The sequence below is a fragment of the Paenibacillus sp. FSL H8-0048 genome (genome assembly GCF_038002825.1).
Classification (GTDB): domain Bacteria; phylum Bacillota; class Bacilli; order Paenibacillales; family Paenibacillaceae; genus Paenibacillus_AQ.
The window spans coordinates 1,460,389-1,479,579 of the sequence record NZ_JBBODF010000001.1; the positions used below are offsets into that span (position 1 = coordinate 1,460,389).

At 51.0% G+C, this 19,191-nt stretch carries 20 protein-coding genes; 7 read left to right on the plus strand and 13 right to left on the minus strand.

Annotation, left to right across the window (positions count from 1 at the left end; genetic code table 11):
- Positions 1–83 precede the first annotated feature (83 nt).
- Positions 84–755 (minus strand): stalk domain-containing protein, encoded by a 672-nt coding sequence (locus tag NSU18_RS06465; RefSeq protein ID WP_341021065.1) that lies wholly within the window; start codon positions 753–755, stop codon positions 84–86.
- 85 nt (positions 756–840) lie between these two features.
- On the minus strand, positions 841–1,050 hold the full coding sequence (locus NSU18_RS06470; protein WP_341023274.1) for a hypothetical protein: 210 nt from the start codon (positions 1,048–1,050) through the stop codon (positions 841–843).
- A gap of 338 nt (positions 1,051–1,388) precedes the next feature.
- Here NSU18_RS06470 and NSU18_RS06475 point away from each other — a divergent pair, with 338 nt between their 5' ends.
- From NSU18_RS06475 to NSU18_RS06485, 3 genes are all read left to right on the plus strand, one after another.
- Positions 1,389–2,210 carry a hypothetical protein gene (locus NSU18_RS06475; RefSeq protein WP_341148558.1) on the plus strand — a complete coding sequence of 274 codons (822 nt, stop codon included), beginning with the start codon at positions 1,389–1,391 and terminating at the stop codon, positions 2,208–2,210.
- A 181-nt stretch (positions 2,211–2,391) separates the two neighbouring features.
- Positions 2,392–3,450, plus strand: a complete 1,059-nt coding sequence (locus NSU18_RS06480) for a LacI family DNA-binding transcriptional regulator (RefSeq protein WP_341021060.1) — start codon at positions 2,392–2,394, stop codon at positions 3,448–3,450.
- Positions 3,451–3,561: 111 nt separating this feature from the next.
- Complete coding sequence (locus NSU18_RS06485; protein ID WP_341148559.1) at positions 3,562–5,997, plus strand: GH36-type glycosyl hydrolase domain-containing protein; 2,436 nt, start codon at positions 3,562–3,564, stop codon at positions 5,995–5,997.
- A 70-nt stretch (positions 5,998–6,067) separates the two neighbouring features.
- Here NSU18_RS06485 and NSU18_RS06490 read toward each other — a convergent pair whose 3' ends face one another.
- Positions 6,068–6,316: a hypothetical protein gene (locus tag NSU18_RS06490; RefSeq protein ID WP_341021057.1), complete on the minus strand. Its 249-nt coding sequence runs from the start codon at positions 6,314–6,316 to the stop codon at positions 6,068–6,070.
- An 89-nt stretch (positions 6,317–6,405) separates the two neighbouring features.
- Here NSU18_RS06490 and NSU18_RS06495 point away from each other — a divergent pair, with 89 nt between their 5' ends.
- The 3 genes from NSU18_RS06495 to NSU18_RS06505 all read left to right on the plus strand — a co-directional run bounded on the left by NSU18_RS06495 (position 6,406) and on the right by NSU18_RS06505 (position 8,370).
- Positions 6,406–6,987 (plus strand): YitT family protein, encoded by a 582-nt coding sequence (locus NSU18_RS06495; RefSeq protein WP_341148560.1) that lies wholly within the window; start codon positions 6,406–6,408, stop codon positions 6,985–6,987.
- Positions 6,988–7,137: 150 nt separating this feature from the next.
- A complete protein-coding gene (locus NSU18_RS06500) occupies positions 7,138–7,905 on the plus strand; it encodes a threonine/serine exporter family protein (protein ID WP_340754133.1) in 768 nt (255 codons plus the stop codon).
- 27 nt (positions 7,906–7,932) lie between these two features.
- On the plus strand, positions 7,933–8,370 hold the full coding sequence (locus NSU18_RS06505) for a threonine/serine exporter family protein (RefSeq protein WP_341021054.1): 438 nt from the start codon (positions 7,933–7,935) through the stop codon (positions 8,368–8,370).
- 115 nt (positions 8,371–8,485) lie between these two features.
- Here NSU18_RS06505 and NSU18_RS06510 read toward each other — a convergent pair whose 3' ends face one another.
- From NSU18_RS06510 to NSU18_RS06555, 10 genes are all read right to left on the minus strand, one after another.
- Complete coding sequence (locus NSU18_RS06510) at positions 8,486–10,516, minus strand: Na+/H+ antiporter (RefSeq protein WP_341021053.1); 2,031 nt, start codon at positions 10,514–10,516, stop codon at positions 8,486–8,488.
- 181 nt (positions 10,517–10,697) lie between these two features.
- Positions 10,698–11,564, minus strand: a complete 867-nt coding sequence (locus tag NSU18_RS06515; protein ID WP_341148561.1) for a VOC family protein — start codon at positions 11,562–11,564, stop codon at positions 10,698–10,700.
- 742 nt (positions 11,565–12,306) lie between these two features.
- On the minus strand, positions 12,307–12,981 hold the full coding sequence (locus tag NSU18_RS06520) for a DUF4085 family protein (RefSeq protein WP_341021050.1): 675 nt from the start codon (positions 12,979–12,981) through the stop codon (positions 12,307–12,309).
- A gap of 30 nt (positions 12,982–13,011) precedes the next feature.
- Positions 13,012–13,407, minus strand: a complete 396-nt coding sequence (locus NSU18_RS06525) for a hypothetical protein (RefSeq protein ID WP_341148562.1) — start codon at positions 13,405–13,407, stop codon at positions 13,012–13,014.
- Between the two features lie 383 nt (positions 13,408–13,790).
- Positions 13,791–14,213, minus strand: coding sequence for an Rrf2 family transcriptional regulator (locus NSU18_RS06530; protein ID WP_341021047.1), 423 nt, complete (start codon positions 14,211–14,213; stop codon positions 13,791–13,793).
- Positions 14,214–14,320: 107 nt separating this feature from the next.
- The gene (locus NSU18_RS06535) at positions 14,321–14,608 is read right to left on the minus strand and encodes a carboxymuconolactone decarboxylase family protein (RefSeq protein WP_036695137.1); all 288 of its coding nucleotides are present in this window, start codon (positions 14,606–14,608) and stop codon (positions 14,321–14,323) included.
- Positions 14,609–14,900: 292 nt separating this feature from the next.
- Positions 14,901–15,647 (minus strand): type I methionyl aminopeptidase, encoded by a 747-nt coding sequence (gene map, locus NSU18_RS06540; RefSeq protein WP_341021043.1) that lies wholly within the window; start codon positions 15,645–15,647, stop codon positions 14,901–14,903.
- A 96-nt stretch (positions 15,648–15,743) separates the two neighbouring features.
- Positions 15,744–16,373, minus strand: a complete 630-nt coding sequence (locus tag NSU18_RS06545) for an SGNH/GDSL hydrolase family protein (RefSeq protein ID WP_341021042.1) — start codon at positions 16,371–16,373, stop codon at positions 15,744–15,746.
- Between the two features lie 164 nt (positions 16,374–16,537).
- Positions 16,538–17,716: an NAD(P)/FAD-dependent oxidoreductase gene (locus tag NSU18_RS06550; RefSeq protein ID WP_341148563.1), complete on the minus strand. Its 1,179-nt coding sequence runs from the start codon at positions 17,714–17,716 to the stop codon at positions 16,538–16,540.
- 31 nt (positions 17,717–17,747) lie between these two features.
- Positions 17,748–18,185, minus strand: a complete 438-nt coding sequence (locus NSU18_RS06555) for a DUF1641 domain-containing protein (protein ID WP_341148564.1) — start codon at positions 18,183–18,185, stop codon at positions 17,748–17,750.
- A gap of 323 nt (positions 18,186–18,508) precedes the next feature.
- Here NSU18_RS06555 and NSU18_RS06560 point away from each other — a divergent pair, with 323 nt between their 5' ends.
- On the plus strand, positions 18,509–19,126 hold the full coding sequence (locus NSU18_RS06560; RefSeq protein WP_341148565.1) for a nitroreductase family protein: 618 nt from the start codon (positions 18,509–18,511) through the stop codon (positions 19,124–19,126).
- Positions 19,127–19,191: the final 65 nt, after the last annotated feature.

Genomic DNA, 19,191 nt, shown 5'->3' on the forward strand with positions numbered 1-19,191 from the left:
TTCTTCCAAACAACAAATGTAGACAAAAAGAAGCCCGGAAACCAAGGCTCCCGGGAGAATCGAATAATATATAAGTTCAGAAATTATTTATAATACGATGTCGTTAGCGGGACGAAGACCGAGGTTCCCTTCTTCACGTCGCCAGTGATATACAAGCTGCTGACTCCGGCAATATCCACCTCGATGGTCGTAAGCCCGCTGGCCGGGTCAATGGTCTGCTTTTTCAGCACAGTGTTAGTGTCGGCGTCTTGAATCGAGAGGTCTTTGATCTCCCCGCCGATCGCGGCTATCTGAAGATAGAGCTTCTGATACTTTTTGTCCGGTTGCAGCATGAAGGAGCTGCCGCGGTCACTGCTGGCGTCATCGAAGAATACATCCTTGTAATCCTTATCTTTGTACACGGTCTTGCCCGGGTCTTTGGTATGATACATATTATCAAAGCCTGTAGCAATCGGTACACCTGCCGTCTGCTCTCCCAAGGAAATAGTGTTAGTTGCAGCATCGAACTTAACAGTAACTCCCAGCAGATCGGATACGGAACGAACCGGCAGATAGGTTGTGTCCTTATAGGAAATTGGGGCAACCACCGCACCGCTGGCATTCTTAAGCTGTACGGGCTGGCCGTTCATCTTGAATTTGATGCTTGGATTCAGAAAAGCCTTGATCTCCTGCAGGTTGGCTCCGGCGTACACACCTGTGCCCATTCCTCCAAGTACGGCAAATGCAGTCAGTGCAGCAGTCATCTTCTTCTTCATTCGCTCTCAAACTCCTCTCCAGATATGACAAATTTGAAAATTACATATTTGGAGTATAATAAATCCTGCCATCAGATGCAATCATTCAGAAATCATCTCTGCGGTGAGCCGCCTCATAACGCTCACGGATCTCCAGATTTTTGGAGTGATTGTACAGGTCCAGCGCAATGATTCCCCTGCGGGCAAGCTTCACCACCAGCACAAATAGATAAATCCCCATCCCCAGACAAAATAACCAGAGCAAAAGAGCAAAAATACTGAATCCTCCGGCAAGCAAGGACCCAAAACCTGTCATATACACAGTTTATATCCCCCTAATTCATCATGATATAAGTCGATAACCTAATCCTATCTAGTTTGGCATGTTTGTGTCAGGAATGCAAAGTTCTATTAAATTTCACTGTAGAAATAATCCAATTTTGATATACTGGCTAAGTATGATTAAACATTTGGGGGAAATTACTGATGTACGGAAAATTATCCAAAATGACTTTAGCTTTTGCTCTTTTAGCTTCACCGGTGATATTAAGCGGATGTGGCGGGTCCGCTGAGGTTACGCAAGCTGTAACCACGACTCCTTCTGCTGCTCCGACTGCTTCTCCTACTCCAGCGCCGGAGCTGAAGAACTTCTCTGTGAAGGATAAGACGCAGGAATACCTGGAGAACTTCGGCACCAGTGCTTGGAATGATGAGTCTTCCAAAGAAATTGCCGAGAACATCCGGATTAAGGCCAGAGAGGATAAAGAGAATACCTTCACTTATCTGGAGATTGCTGACTCTATTGAGAAAAATGATGTGCAAAATGTAAAGAAACTTTTCACGAAAATTGGTGGAGTTCTGCCTGCTTCCGTTGCCGCCCGCTATCCAGATCCCACTCCTACACCCGATGAAACGGCTGCACCCGCTACGCCAGCGCCAGCAAAAGACGAAGCCATCCATCTCAAAGGAAAAAAAGACCAGGCCACAGAGTTCTTCCATCTTAACAGCGGGATCGCTATATTGGAGGCAACAGATAACGGAGATTCTAATTTTGTAATCTATTTGTACGATGAAACAGGAGATTACAAAAAATTGATTGTGAACGAAATTGGACCTTACAAAGGAAAGTCTTTAGTCGTGCTACCCGAAGAAGGAAAATTTATGCTGAAGGTTGAGTCGGATGGCTCTTGGAAGGTGGACATCAAACAGAGCATCCCTGACAACATTAAGAGCGCACCGATCAAGTTATCCGGTAAGGGTAACGATGTTGTATTTGCAAAACTGCAAAGCAAGCTGACCCGGTTCACCTCCAAGCATACAGGAGAATCCAATTTTGCCGTCAAGTTGAATGATAGCCTCTTGCTGGTGAATGAAATCGGTAACTACTCCGGCTCCACAGCCGAAAAAATCGAATCTGACGGGATTTATGTCTTTTCAGTGGAAGCGGACGGACAATGGAGCATTGATATCGAATAAGCTTCGCACCGAATTGAAACGATTGCTGATCCGTAATGGACCGGCAATCGTTTTTGCTTTATAAGCCTGTGTCATGAAGTAACATCAAGTCTAAAATATATCCGCACAAATGATTGACCTCCGAGCCGGATTATTCTACAATAAGCTCATAAACGCGCGTTTACAATAGAGGGGGTACAATATGCGAAGCGAAGATATTGCCAAGCTAGCCGGGGTTTCGCGAAGCACCGTATCCCGTGTGATCAACAATTATTCCAATGTCCCTGAAGAGACCCGGGCCAAGGTGCTGAAGGTAATTGAACAGCACCAGTATGAGCCGAACAGCTTTGCCCGGGCTCTGGCCGGCAAGAAGACCGACACGATCGGGCTGTTTGCCATCAGTATGAACGAGAAGGAGAATACGACGCGGATTTATCAGAATAATTATTTTGCCCCGTTCGTCGATGCTGTGGTAGATACGTCGAATGCCCGCGGCTGTTATGTTCTGATTCACACCGTCTATTCTCCCGACGACTTCCTGAAGGTCAAGCAGGCCTTCCTCCAGAAACGGATTGACGGAGGCATCATTGTCGGCACCCAGAAGGATATCGAGATTGTACGGGAGATGGTGGGTCTCGGCTCCCCGCTTGTGCTGATCGATTATGACATTTCGGAGATTATGTCAGAGCATCTGGATCGCAATCATCTCGCCATTGTGAATTCCAAGGATTATGAAGGCACGGTAGAAGCCATTGAGTACTTAATCGGTCTCGGCCATACGGAGATCGGCATGATCTGCGGACGGATGAATACTTATTCCGGGCGGGAGCGCTATATGGCTTACGAGAATACGCTGAAGCGCCATGGACTTGCCCTGCAGCAGGACTTCGTCCTTCAGGGTGATTTTCTCAAGGAGACCGCATATCAGGAAGTAAAGAAGCTGCTCCATTCCGGCGGCCCGCTGCCCACCGCCTTCTTCTCCTCCAACGATGATATGGCGATCTCGGCGATGGAAGCGTTCTCGGAGCATGGCATTTCCGTGCCGGAGGATATCTCCATTGCGGGGTTCGACGATGTGCAGCTTGCTGCCCGGATTCATCCCAAGCTGACCTCCGTCCGTCTGCCGATTTATGAAATGTCCAAAGCCGCTGTCGAGAAGGTCATTGAGCTATGTGATTCGCAAGCGCCGACCTTTAGCACTATCAGTTTCCCGGCGCGTCTGATTACCCGCGATTCCTGTCAGCCGCCGAAGAAGTCGTAAAGTTTCACAGCATATTGCACTTATCCGGTTACAGAAAAATCCCTTGCTCCAAGGGAATTTTTTCTCCGCTTTGTAAACGCGCGTTCACAATCGAAAGGAGACTTGTCTCTCATGAAATTCGGAACTTTTGACGACACCCGCAAAGAGTATGTAATCAACACCCCCAAAACACCTTATCCTTGGATTAACTACCTCGGCAACGAGCAGTTTTTCGGCCTCATCTCTAATACTGCCGGGGGCTATACCTTCTACCGCGATGCACGGATGAGAAGACTTACCCGTTACCGGTATAACAATATTCCGCTGGATACCGGCGGCCGCTATTATTACCTGTACGATGGCGGGGACTTCTGGACTCCGGGCTGGATGCCGGTGAAGCGGGATCTCGATTTCTACGAATGCCGCCACGGCCTTGGCTACACTTCTATTACAGGTGAGCGTAACGGTATTTCTGTGAACCAGCTTGCTTTTGTACCGATGGGCCATAATGCGGAAGTCCACCGTCTGGTCGTTAAGAACACAGGCGATGTAAAGAAGACTGTGAAGCTCTTCTCTTTTGCCGAGTTCTGTCTCTGGAATGCCAACGATGATATGACCAACTTCCAGCGTAACCTCAGCACCGGCGAAGTCGAAGTGAAGGATTCCGTTATTTATCACAAAACAGAATACCGCGAGCGCAGAAACCACTACGCCTTCTATTCTGTAAATAAGGAAATTGCCGGCTTCGATACCGACCGCGAATCGTTCGTGGGCATGTACAATGGACTGGATGCTCCGCAGGCAGTTGCTGCCGGTGAGGCTACTAACTCTGTTGCCAGCGGCTGGTCGCCAATCGGCTCCCACGCACTTGACATCACGCTGGAGCCGGGCGAAGCCCAGAGCTTCATCTTCGTGCTCGGCTACATCGAGAACCCGGAGGATGAGAAATGGGAAGCCCTGAACGTGATCAACAAAAAGCCGGCCCAGGCTGTCATCGATCAGTTCGCTACAGATGCCCAAGTGGATGCTGCTCTGGAGGTTCTGGCTGCACACTGGGATAATCTGCTGTCCAAATACCAGATTAAGAGCGGTGACGACAAGCTGAACCGGATGGTGAACATCTGGAATCCGTACCAGTGTATGGTGACCTTCAACATGTCCCGTTCCGCTTCGTACTTCGAATCCGGGATTGGCCGCGGCATGGGCTTCCGCGACTCCAATCAGGACTTGCTCGGCTTCGTCCACCAGATTCCTGAGCGCGCCAGAGAACGGATTCTCGATATCGCCGCTACCCAGTTCCCTGACGGCAGCGCGTATCACCAGTACCAGCCGCTGACCAAGAAGGGCAACAATGAAGTCGGCTCCGGCTTCAACGATGATCCGCTCTGGCTGATCTCGGGTACAGCAGCCTATATTAAAGAGACCGGCGATTATTCGATTCTTGATGAGCAGGTTCCTTTTGACAGCAATCCCGATCACACCGCTACTCTGTTTGAGCATCTGAAGCTAAGCTTCGAGCATGTCACGAACAACCTCGGGCCTCACGGCCTGCCGCTGATCGGACGCGCAGACTGGAATGACTGCCTGAACCTGAACTGCTTCTCCACCGAGCCGGGCGAATCGTTCCAGACTACAGAGAATATTGCAGGCGGTGTAGCCGAATCCGTGTTTATTGCAGGTCTATTCGTCTTCGTAGGACCGGACTATGCCGAGCTCTGCCGGATGCGCGGTCTGGATGATGTAGCCGCTGACGCTGTTGCCAAGATCGAGAACATGAGTGCCATCACCCTGTCCCACGGCTTCGACGGCGACTGGTTCCTGCGTGCCTATGACCACTATGGCGACAAAATCGGCAGCAAGGAGAACGAAGAAGGCCAGATCTTCATTGAGCCGCAAGGCATGTGCGTTATGGCCGGAATCGGTGTAGAGAACGGGGAAGCAGCCCGCGCCCTGACTTCCGTGCAGGAACGTCTGGATACGGACTATGGTATCGTTTTGCAGCAGCCTCCGTATTCCAAGTATTATCTGAACCTGGGTGAAATCTCCACGTACCCTCCGGGCTACAAAGAGAATGCCGGGATCTTCTGTCATAACAACCCGTGGATCATGATTGCCGAGACGGTCCTTGGACATGGCGACAGAGCTTTTGACATCTACCGCAAAATCGCTCCGGCCTACCTGGAGGACATCAGCGAAGTGCATCGGATGGAGCCTTACGTGTACTCCCAGATGATTGCCGGTAAAGATGCCGTACGTCACGGGGAAGCAAAAAACTCCTGGCTCACAGGTACAGCCGCATGGAACTATGTTGCGATCACGCAATCTATCCTGGGGATTCAGGCAGACTTCGCCGGGCTCAAGGTTGACCCTTGTATCCCTGCAGAATGGGACGGCTTCGAGATTACCCGCGTCTTCCGCGGCGACACCTATGTGATCTCGATCCAGAATCCGAACCATGTGTCCAAAGGCGTAGCCAGCCTGACCCTCGACGGCGCTGCCGTGGAAGGCAACATTATCGCTCCTGTGGGCGACGGTGCTGTTCACCAGGTTGTAGTCACTCTCGGCTAATTATCTATTACTCCTAATAAAAGCATATCAACCCGGTTGTCCGCCAAGGCGGTACAGCCGGGTTGTTTGTTCATGGACAGGCGGAACCCGGAGCATGGACACGGAACTGATGCAGCTCACGGCAGTAGGATAACCCGCGAATCCTCACGGATTGCGGCGTGTAGGCTCTGATCGGGCCCGCCTCCAGCTGCTCCTCCGTCCCGCTCTTCAGCAACACTGCCACCGGTACCTCCGATAGCGCAGCAGCCAGCAGCTCCATATCGGTCTCCAGTATTTTATAGAAATACCCCATTTCAGACTTCACCTGCTTTATTGTCAAATGATTCGGGCAGAGCAGAGATTTTAGCTATTTTTTTCCAGATGGGTGCATAAAGATTAAGACATGCCTTAATTCCGGAGATGTTGACTATGCGATCCTTCCCAAGCTATGTGATTATTCTGCTGGCCAGCCTGCTGATTGCAACAGGAACGAATTTCTTCCTGGTCCCCTATAAAATCCTCGATGGAGGAATTATCGGCATTGCCCTCATTATTAATTATATCTCCGGCGCCAAAATCGGACTGTGCATTATGCTATGCAGTCTGCCTATCTTCCTGCTGGCCTGGTTCCGTGAGCGGGAAATCTTTTACAACAGTATCCTGGGTCTGCTGGCTTCCTCCCTGCTGATCGAGCTGCTTTTTCCGCTCCAGTATTATTTCCTGTACTATATTGAGCTGGGCTCCATTTCAAGCGCCATTATCGGCGGCTTCCTAATGGGCACGGGACTAGGGCTGATGCTGCGCTTCAAAGCCAGTACAGGCGGAACCGACCTCCTCGCCAGATTCATCCAACGCTATCTTCCGCTGAATGTCGGCCTGATTATCTTCCTGACGGACTTCCTGATTATCGGTGCAGGCGGTATTCTGATCTCTAAGGAGACCTTTTTCCATTCGATTCTGACGATTATTGCAGGAGGGGTGGCTACAGGATTATGCACATTGGAAGAATAGACGGTATACATAATCCCGCCTGGAGCATGATTTCTGCACTATTTCTGATAAAATCCCGGGATTTGCCGGATGCTATGGAATAAAGGTTGAAATTTTCAGACTTTCAGGCGACAATCGAATAGATAACATTCCCGGGGAGGATTAACGAAGTTGGATAGTACAAGCACTAATAGCAACACTTCCACACATGACATTATCGATCTGTGCCTGCTGGCAGGCAAGATCATGCTGCAGAGCGGTGCAGAGACCTACCGTGTGGAGGATACCATGAGCCGGATGGCGGCGGCACTCGGCTTCCCCGGAGCGCATAGCTACGTCACGCCGACAGTCATTATGTTCACCACCAGCCGGACCGAGCCGGTGAAGCTGTTCCGGATCGCCGAACGGACAACAGACCTGCAAAAGGTATCCGAGGTGAATGACATCTCCCGGCGGCTGACCGAACGTCAGCTCACAGCGGCTGAAGCCCGCGAACGCCTTGGCGTGGTCGATGACGCAGCCCATGCCTACCCGGTATGGGTACAGATCGCAGCGGCAGCCTTGACGGGAGCCTGCTTCACGGTTATGTTCAAGGGCAGCCTGCAGGATGCTCTGCCGTCGCTGCTGATCTCCGGTACAGGCTTCGCAGCAGCCACTTATCTACACCGTCTGGTACAGATCCGCTTCTTCGCGGAATTCATTGCTTCCTTCATTATCGGCCTGCTGGCCTTCTTCTCCGTGAAGCTCGGCGTGGGACGGGAGATGGACAAGATTATTATTGGCTGTGTAATGCCGCTGGTACCAGGGCTGCTCATCACCAATGCGGTCCGTGACCTGATGGCCGGGCATCTGGTATCCGGCATCTCCAAAGGAGCCGACGCCTTTCTGACTGCGTTCGCCATCGGGACCGGCATCGGGCTGGTCCTGTCGATTTTTTAACACCCACTTGAAAGAGGTCTTCCTGCCATGATTTTGCAATTGATCACCAGCTTTATCGCTGCCTCAACCTTCTGCATTCTATTCAATGCACCGGTGCGCGCGCTGCTGCAATGCGGCTTCGCCGGAATGATCGGATGGATGCTGTACCTGCTGCTGGATTCCAGCTCCGATACTGTCGTCGCAACCTTTGGTGCTACCGTTGTGGTTGGACTGATCAGCCAGTTTTTTGCGCGTTCCTTCAAGATGCCGGTCATTATCTTCAGTGTCGGCGGCATCATCCCGCTTGTGCCGGGCGGTCTTGCGTATGATGCCATGCGCAGATTCGTGGAGAATGATAATAACCTCGGCATCCAGTATGGGGTTCAGGCGCTCCTGCTGTCCGGAGCCATTGCTACCGGGCTGGTGCTGAGCGAGGTGCTGGGCCAAGTCTTTATGCGCCTCAGGAAATTGCCCAAACAACCGTAACGCTTCATTCCGCAGATAGCAGCCTGAGCCTTCAGGCAGCACAGACAAGCCCGCTTGCAGCAAGGACTCCGGGTCCCTGCGCAAGCGGGCTTTGTACAAATATAAGAATCTGAACTTAATCCTCCCAGATTGAGGTTTCGAGCTGATCGACGAACCGCCGCAGCCTGCCGGCAATCTTAAGATTAATCGCCCCGTTCTGGTACATCTCCTGCACGGTATTCCGCTGCTCCTGAATCGCCTGCAGCTTCAGCTCCAGCTTGTCATCGTCCAGTACACCGTCATTACTCCAGCCTTCGCCCTGCACCAGCTTGGATTCCAGCCGTTCGTACTTGTCGATGACCTTCTGTGAGGCTAGCCGGTTCTCGTCACTTATTCCTGCACTAACGGCGGATACTGCCGCCTTGCACATCGCAATCTTCGCCGTCCGCGCACTTTCGGCATTCTGCAGAGCGAGCTGTCCACCTTCCCCGCCGAGCTTACCTGAGAACAGACCAGAGAACAGCCTCTGAATTTCTGTCAAAGAGAATTTAATCTGCGTATTCAGCCGTTTGCACAGCAGAGACTCCGTATGGTCCAGCAGCTCCTCCATCTTCAAGGCAACAGGCTCCGGCAATGCCCCGTTCTCCATAATCCGCCGCAGCTCTGTGCGTTCGGCTTCGAGTGCACTCTTGCGTGCCTCGACTCCAAGACGAAGGAACTGCTCATGGGCCGGGTCACGATCCGGTCTTGCAGCACACAATCTGTCAACCTTATCGGTGAATTCCAGCAGCACAGGCTGTGTTGAGCGTTCCGGGCTCTCGGAGACCAGGCTGCGCAGCATCGACATCCCGGCGTCAATGACCACATTTCTGGCCGTCAGCTCCGCATTCCCGTGTACAACTCCCGCGTTCTGAACTACCGTCTCTTCACTGTCCGCAAGCAGCGGAAGGAAGATGCTGGCGATGACCAGTGACATCAGAATCACACCTGCCGCCAGCGCGATAATGAGATCCCGCTCTGGAAAAGGTGTCACCCCGTCCCCGAGCACCAGCGGAATCGAGAAGGCACCCGCAAGGGTAACAGCTCCCCGCACCCCAGAGATTGATGTAATAATCTGCGACTTCAGCGGAGCCTTCTCTGCCTTCAACCGCTTGCTCTCCCACAAGGAGTAACCATAGACCCACAGAAACCGCAGCACAATCAGCAGCGCCGTGATCGCCAGAACATAGCCGGCAACCATGAAGTTATTCAGCGTGTGATCCTGATAAATAACCTTGATCACATCCGGAACAGACACGCCGAGAATCAGGAAGACCAGCCCGTTCAGCACCAGCAGCAGCACTGACCAGGTACTGGCGGATACCAGCTGAAGTTTATATTGCGGGGAAACTGCCCGGTCCTTCTCGATGGCGTACATGACACCCCCTGCCACCACGGCCAGGATACCCGAGACTCCGATCTCCTCGCTGATCAGATAAATAATGAACGGGGTAAGGATCTGCAGCAGGACATGAATGGTCACATCCTCCATGCCGAACCTGCGGATGAACACGCTGAGCCGGATCAGCAGGAACGACAGCACCGCACCAAGCAGCAGTCCTCCTGCGGCAATCAGCACAAAGCTGAGCGAGGCCTTAGGCAGAGAGAACACGCCGGTAACCATGGCTGCAATCGCAAATTTAAAGGCAACCAGGCCGGAGGCATCGTTCATCAGCGATTCTCCCTCGAGAATCCGGTGGATACTTTTGGGAAGATGAACCCGTCCAGCCAGCGCACTCACCGCTACCGCATCGGTAGGAGACAGAATAGCCGCCAGTGCGAAGGAGGCTGCCAGCGGAATCGAGGGAATCATCCAGTTAATCGCATAGCCCGCCACAAATACCGTGACAAACACAAGTCCAAGCGCCAGCAGCAGGATGGGTGCCCTAAGATTCCACAGCTCACCGCGCGGTGTCCGCCGCCCGTCATTGAAGAGCAGCGGAGCGATGAATAATACAAAAAACAGCTCAGGCTCGAAGTGCATATGTATTCCTGTCGGAATGAGTGCAGCAATGATTCCAAGTCCTATCTGAATCAGGGGGACCGGGACAAACGGAATGAAGCGGTTCAAGATATTTGATACAGCAATTAATCCAAGCATCAGCAGCACAGCCAGAAAAGTCTCCAAGTCCATCATCTCCCCGTCTGATAATCAATTATAATATTGCAGTGATCCGGCTAACGTCAACAAACGGAAGGCACCACGGAAATTAAAATTCTCCGTCCGTACCTTCCGTTACCTTAACATTCACGGCTTCCGCCGCTGGTCTAGCCATAAATATTGACGCGATGCTGCCCGCCTTGTTATTTTATCTTTTCACTAGCAGCTGTATGCCTATATTCCACGGGTCCCTTAGAGTGACGATACCGCCTTCTTCTTCCACACGGTACCCGGCACGCTTCACACGATCAGCGACTTCATGCACAGCCACAATGTCCGGGAGCAGCAGAGTAAAATAATCGATGCCCGCCGCATTCGCCGGAGCCGCCGGAGCACCCTTGCCAGCCCAAGTATTCAGCCCCATATGATGATGATACCCTCCAGCCGAAATGAACATGGCCGCATCTCCGTAATGGGCGGTCACCGTGAATCCAAGCGCATCCACGTAGAATTTCTTGGCCTCTGCCAGATCGCCGACATGGAAGTGAACATGACCCATTACAGTGCCGGCCGGCAGCCCGGTCCAGCTCAGTCCTTCCGAGTCAGCCAGCAGACCGTCCACATCCACCGGATCTGTAGTCATGACCACATTGCCTGTTGCCTCATACTTCCAGGTGTCACGGGGACGGTCGCGGTACAGCTCGATTCCGTTGTGATCAGGGTCTTCAATGTATAGGGCTTCGCTGACCAGATGATCCCCCTGGCCCACCGATATCCCGGAGTCAATCAGATTGCGCAGCACCATTCCCAGAGAAGGCCGGTCCGGCAGCAGAATTGCAAAATGGTACAGTCCGGCCACCGAGTTCCGGCGCAGTACCTGAGCCTGTTCAATCTCCCGCAGCACCAGCAGCACCTGCTGGCCGTCCGCCGTCAGCTCTGCGCTGCGCCCTTGCTGCCGCAGGATCTTCAGTCCGATCACATTCTGATAAAAGCTCAGCGAGCGCTCCAAATTACTTACACGAATCTGTACAAGTCCAATTTCCAGTGCTTGCGGTAAAATAGCTGTTGCTGTCATAGGAATCCCTCCTGAAAATATATGCTAAAGGTTTGAACTCAAAGCTTGGTCGTCACTGCAGTGAACATTTGGACTTCCGGCCGCTGTTGTCCCCAGATTTCTTGATTTTAACCGCTCTTCGCGGTAGAAATCCGGTGACAAAGGCGGTCGCTATCGCTCCTACAGTTCCAAATTTCCCCTCCGCTCTTTTTGCTTTTCGTTTATTTCTTTAGTACTTCTTAAATCATTAAAATTATGTCTCCGGTGCCAAACCACGCATAATAAGGATTAGTGTTAACTGTTCCTATCCTGTCCATGCAAAGGTAATTTCGATTTCCATTACATACTAACTTACTTAAGTATAGTTGCAATCTATATGTTTGTCAATTACTTTTGCAAAATGTATCTTGTCCAATAACAAATTTATACTATTGGATAAATAAGATTACCTTTGCGCTAACACAACGTATGCTGTTTTTCACATACATTCAGGCCGGGTGCTCGCTTGCGATCACAATGTATGCTGTTTTTCACATACATTCGGGCCAGGTGCCTGCTTGCGATCACAATGTATGCTGTTTTTCACATACATTTAGGCCGGGTGCCTGCTTGCGAACATAATGTATGCTGTTTTCCACATACATTCGAGCCACATTCCGCTGTACAAACCAATTCGGTTTAAAGCATATCCACACAGCAAAAGGAAACTATAGTTTCCTAATATAATAAAAAAGCCCAGCCAACAGGCCAGACTTCGAAGCAGTCATTCCATATACTTAGGTTCCCCAAGGATCTCTATCGATACATCCTGCGCAGTAATTTTTAGTTCACTCGGTGGAGAATCCATCAGAACCCTTAGCTCGAACCCCTGCTCCACGGCATAGATCTCGTCATACAGCCAATATTTCTTCTCAAGCGGCTCCGGCAAGCGCAGTCCGCTCACACTGCTGAACGTTAGCTTCACCTCACACTGGTAATGCATCGCCCCGCCGCAGTCCAGAATCATCTCCAGCACGTCTTCTGCAGGCATAGTATAAGAGATGACTCTGGCATCGTGCAGACTCTTCTCGACTAGCTGTACCGCGCCCTCCGGGAGTTCATGCTTAATCGATTCGTACCCTTTGCGGTATCCCCTGAAAAGCACCTGCATCCGTTCATCATATTCCCTGCCCCACTGCAAGGCCCGTTCCTTAAACTCAGGCGCAGGATGAGTGGAATTTATGGTTCCGTCATGTATCGAGGCGTGGAAGTACCCTGGAAGATATTTTAGGAGATCTTTTTTCATATACTCCAGATAATCCTTAGCCCGCTCCTCATAGCTGATCCCCTCCGCCACATGCCAGGCCACATCCTCCACCCAATCCTGCTCCGTCTCCGGGAAGACCATGAACCCGCGCACCTGCATTTCTTCATACCAGGGTATAGTGAAAAATTTCATTCTGCCGTTCCCTCCGTTTTGTTGCGATCCTTAATTCCCGGCCAGCTTCTCCCCTACATATACCCTGTGCTCCTGCGAAGCAGCCAGAACCCAGACGGTTAACTGCTGCTTATTGAACAGGAACTCATTATCTACCTTGAGATATGGGAGCTTCGTCCCCTCGAAGGGTCCGTCATTGCGCAACATTGCATTCTCCGCCTTCATAATGTTCTTCATCTGATCTTTACTCAGCCGCAGGAACTGTGCAGTCTCTGCAAGTGTCATTAACGGATGGTCCTCTGCTTGGCTCACCGCCTGCGATCCGGCAGGTGCCGGCAGCTGCTTCTCATAACCCGCCCTAAGTCGGTCGCCAATTACGAAGCTGCCGGCAACCAGACACAGGCCCAGAATCAGAGCAGCTCCAAGAATGGTATATTGATTCTTCATCTACAGCATCTCCTTATATGTATGTTAGATCCATATGTGTCAGTCTAAACGAAAGAAATCGCAGTGTAAAGTTAACGCCAGGGCAGCTATGCATCAAAAAAAGTGGCCCCGCCGGTAACCGGCAGGGCCAAAGTCTATTGTAAGGGGGTCATGGCTCTACTATACTGAGCGAAGCTTAAGACCAGATGAAAAACACATAAAGGTTTAATGAAAATGATTGAATATCTCAGTGGATGAAAAGAAAGACCCTGCCGAGGCACGGCGGGGTCTTCCACAAATGGTTCCACTGGGGGGTGGAGAACTTCACTATACTCCCCGAACCTTAAAAAAACATAAAGCGGGGCTGAAGGTTTCCTTAAAATTCACTTCCATCAAATCCTGGCTTATCCTACAGGAATCTGATGTACGATCTGATCCAGGGTGACCTCCTGCAGCACATTCTCCATCGCCTTCTGGGCAAGAGAGAACACAGGAACAATAGCTCCTGCAATGTTCTTGCCCACCGGACATTCCGGGTTCGGATGCTCATGGACAGAGAACAGAGAGTCCTCTTCCACTGCATTCACTGCCTTATAAATCTGCAGCAGCGTAATATCAGCTGCACTGCGGGCAAGCTTCGCTCCGGCGACACCGGGACGAACCTCCACAAGTCCCGCCTTATTGAGCATACCCGTAAGGCGGCGAATTACTACGGGGTTCGTATTCACGCTGCCGGCGATCCACTCGGAGGTGCTTTTGCCGTCTTTGTTGCTGTCAATTAAGGTTAGAATATGAATAGCCACCGCAAACCGCGTGCTGATGTTCATGTCAATCACTCCTTCACACTGGCCGGAAAGCTTCCGCCAGATGCAACTATAATAGTTACATTTAGAGCAATTGTCAATCCCGCAGGGGGTTTGCAGACAATAGAACACTATTCACTGTCATACGCCTGCAATGCCACCGGCAGGGCTTGAATCACCACATTACCCACCGCTGGAAGGGGCAGCAGCACTGCGCTGATGATCTCGTCACGGGTTGCGCCGAGCGCTTTGGCATGCTTGACGTGAAAGGGAAGCCCGCTCTCCAGCCTAACCGCCGCGAGTACGGAAATATAGGCAATCTCCTCGGTTTTGGCATCCAGGCTGCTTGCGGCATCCAGCTTCTTCACAATTTCACCAAGGGCCTTCTGCTGCTCCGGCGCTTCCTTCATAAATGTCATGAAGGCATGACTGACTTGCGGTACATTATCCACTTAAATTAACCCTCCGATTCTGGAAACATATTCTTGCATTCCATATCATAACATCATCTTTAGTATGAGGGTTTCTTGCGTAATGCATACATTACAGCTGTTAAATATTCCTATATAAGTCGCACTTAAGTATTAGAAACTGCTCCTCGCGGTAGAAATCCAAATACAAAGGCGGACGCTATCGCTCCTCCAGTTCTAAATTTCCCCTCCGCTTCTTTTTGCTTTTTGTTAATAGCTTTAGTTTGCGTCTTATATATCCTCACGCACTGGTCAGAATAATCGGCTTGCCTTTGGTGACCACAATGGTATGCTCAAACTGGGCCACGCGGCTGTTGTCGGCAACGCTGAGTGTCCAGCCATCTGACTGCTGCTCTACAAAATCAGTGCCCGTGGACAGAAACGGCTCGATGGTAATGACCTGGCCTTCTTTCAGCACTGTCGTCACACGCGGATTATAAAAGGGCAGAATCTCAAACGGCTTCTCATGCAACGCTTTGCCGATGCCGTGGCTGCACAGGTTACGCACGACTTTATAGCCGCGCTTCCGTGCTTCCGACTCCATAACCCGGCCGATTTCGTTAACCTTCATACCCGCCCGGAGATGATTAATCACGCTCATCATGGTCTCTTCTGTACTCCGGCAGAGGTGGATCAGTTTCTCATTATATGGAGGCAGTTGAAACGATACCCCGGCATCGCCAAAATAACCGTTCAGCTCGGCAGAGACATCAATATTGATCAGATCTCCCGGCTGAATGACACGTTGTCCCGGAATTCCGTGCGCCACCTCTTCATTCACACTAATACAGGTCGTTCCGGGGAAGTTGTAGGTTACCTTTGGAGCAGATTTTGCGCCAAAATGGTTTAGAATCTTCGCTCCCACTTCATCCAGCTCTGCAGTCGTCATTCCGGGAACTACACTTTTCTTCATCTCCGCAATGGTATGGCCCACCACTGCACCCGCCGCTTTCAGTCCTTGCATATCCTGGAGCGTCTCGCTCGTCATCCCTGCTCACATTCCTCTCGTTATCAAAGCTTCACCTTGAGTATGTATCCTACAAGTATAACAGCCTTGTTACGCAGAGTGAAATGAACGTACCTCTTAGCTTATTGCACCTACAGCCTTCATCCAGGCATCGGCGATTAGGGCATGTCCCGCAGGCGAAGGGTGAACGCCATCCGCCGCCCAGTAGCCAGGTTCAGCCTTGACCGATGCCGCTGCGAACAGACCGTCCAGCGGCACGAGTACAGCGCCGTATTCACGGGCCAGCTCACGGACTATGTGAATTTTGGGGTCCAGGTCCTGACGCCAGCCCTTGCGGTCTTCCGGCACCGGCAATACGAACGGCTCCACCAGCACCAGCTTGGCATCCAGATGCTGCTTGGTCCGCTCAATCAGATCACGGTAGGACGACTCGAATTCTGCCGCCGTAGTCTCCTGCCCGGAATCATACCAGCGCCAGGTATCATTTATTCCAATATAAATAGACACCCAGGTTGGCTTCAGCGCAAGACAATCCCTCTCCCAGCGCTCCTGCAGGTCTACCGCCCGGTTGCCGCTGATTCCGCGGTTCAGGAATGTAAGCTTCTGCTCCGCATACTGAAGGCCCAGCCGGGCGCCCGCCATCAGCGCGTAACCTACACCCAGCGATGAGGCATCGGCGTAATTGCGTCCACAATCTGTGATACTATCCCCCTGGAACAGGATGATATCGTTCTTTTGAAATGGCATACCTGAAATCCTCCTATGAAAACATCTATTATATAAACATGATCATTATAGCAAATTGACTTTCCTGCGGACACGTTTTCATTGAAAATTATTCCTTATAGCAAACAAGAAAACCCCCTAAGACTGCCATATTGACAGCCTCAGGGGGCTCTTAGGATCAAAAACTAATAGGCCAGGCTGAACAAGCCATGGATATGAGTCAAATAACGGATATTGCTGGCTTCCTTCATCAGCGTGGCCGGCAGCCCCTTCAGCGGAGTGGAGTTACCGCCGACAATCGCTACCCCGTCTTTGCGTCCGAGGCTGGCAAGTGTGCCGGAATTGACCGGGCTGAAGGCTTCCTGCGGCTTATCATTAAGATAAGCGAACAGATTGTAGCCAATCAGCTCACCCATCTGCCAGGCGATCTGTGCCGTTGGCGGATAAGGACGGCCATCCGGTGCAAAGACAACAGCGCTGTCTCCGGCTACAAATACATTTGGGTGTGAAGTGGACTGCAGGAACTCATTTACCGTGGCCCGGCCGCGGTTGACTTCAAGACCGGATTCGCCAACCAGCGGATTGCCCTGTACCCCGCCGGTCCAGACGAAGGTGTTCGCCACAATCTGCTGCCCATCCTTCAGATCAATCGTATTGTCAACCACCTTCGTAACCGGAAGACCCGTCAGGAACTGCACCCCGCGCTTCTCCAGGCTGGCCGTAGCGCGCTCAATCAGATGATCCGGCAGGACAGGGAGAATCTTCGGACCCGCTTCAACGAGCAGAAGCTTGATCTCAGCAGGATTCACTCCATATTGCTTCGTCAGCTTAGGCAGAATATCGGCAATTTCGCCTACCAGCTCAACGCCGGTCAGTCCGCCGCCGCCGATCAGAATCGTAGCATCTGCTGCGTTGCGGGTTTTGGAATAGTCACGAATCCGGTCTTCAATATGACGGCGAATCCGCAGCGCATCTGCTGCTGATTTCAGCACCATGCTGTACTCTTCAAGTCCCGGAATACCAAAGTATGCAGTGGTGCTGCCCAGACCGACAACGAGCGCATCATAAGTCAGCATAACGCCGTCCGAGAGAATAACCTGTTTGTTCTCTGCAGAGAACGAGTTGACCTTGGCGATTTTCAGATCAATATCCTTACCGGCGAACAGCTTCGCCAGCGGCATGGCAACCGCCTGTTCAGACGCGCTGCCCGCTGCAAGCCGGTGCAATTCCGTAATAATCTGATGTGTCGGATATTGATTGACTACCGTAATTTTGGCTTCCTCTTTGCTCATATATTTACGAACGGTTAAGGCACTGAGCAGACCGCCGTACCCTGCACCCAGAATCACTATATGTTTTGACATCATAATTCCTCCATCATTAAGTATTACGGGCTTATTTGCCCGATTGACGCTCACCGCTGACCTGCAGATAGGCATTCATGAACCGGAGCGCCTTCTGTACCTGCGGGTCCTTGATCATCTTCATCATGCCGAACAGGCTGATGGTTTCGCTGCTTGCCTCCGCGCGGTCCTTCGCTTCAATGACAGTGGCCGCCAGATTCTTGGCCGTGCCCACCACAGGACCCGCCATTTCCTTAATCGCGCCAACTGTATCATTCTTAAGCACTTCGTCCGTGGCAACAGACTGCACAAATTCTAGTGATTTGGACAATACACTAACCATTTGTGTGATCTGCGGCAGCTGCTCAACCAGTACCATCAGAGATTGCTGAACCTCCGGCTTCAGGAGCTCTTTCAGCACATCCTCTTTGGGAAGGGCTGCTTCTGGTATTTCTTGTTCAGGAAGATTTTGGGTAACGGTTTCTGACATTTCGAAGTCTCCTTTTACATATCGTATTCTTGCATAATGAACTCCTATGAAACTATGTGACTATTATAACACTCTATTTGTTATTATTGTCACAATCTTTTTGCCTTTTCAACCTATTTTTGTGATTATTATCACTTCCTCATCAATTTCATCAAGCCAGGTTGATTAATAAGGTTAAATTTACAAATGATTATGTTTTTACTCATTGACGTATACGGATAGTCGTGATATCTTAAGTAAGTAACTTATTGTAAGTTCATTAATTAATAACAGCAATTGATTATAACTAAGCAGCATACATAATTAGATGGAGGTAATGATTTATGAGTACTTTTTCCGAATTGGTGCAATCCCGCAGATCAGCTAATAATTTCGTGGAAGGTGTTACCATCCCGCAGAGTGAGCTTGAAGAAATGTTTTCTCTGGCCCGGCTGGCACCCTCGGCTTATAATCTTCAGCACGCCCATTACAAGGTGATCAGCAATGACAGTGTGAAGGAAGCCATCCGCAAGGATGCGTACGGCCAATACAAGATCCACACTGCTTCTGCTGTTATTGTGGTGCTGGGTGACAAGAATGCCTATCTGCAGGCTCCTGAAATCTATAGCGGGCTTAAGCTGCTGGGAGCGATGAGCGAGGATGCTTACGAGCAGACCATTCAATCCATCAACGATGCTTATACCGGGAACGATGCGTTCCAGCGGGATGAAGCGATCCGCAATGCCTCGCTGTCGGCGATGCAGTTCATGCTGATTGCCAAGGATAAGGGCTGGGATACCTGCCCGATGATCGGCTTCGATCCGGAGGCTGTGAAGGCTACCCTTGGTCTCGGAGAGCATATGGTTCCGGTGATGCTGATTACGATCGGCAAGGATAACCAGCACAAGATCAGACCGCGCGGCTACCGCAAGCCGGTTAATGAGTTTGTTGAATTTATTTAATAAAAAGGGTCTTCCGGTTAAACCACCGGAAGACCCTTTTCATATATAATCCTGCCGTATTATCA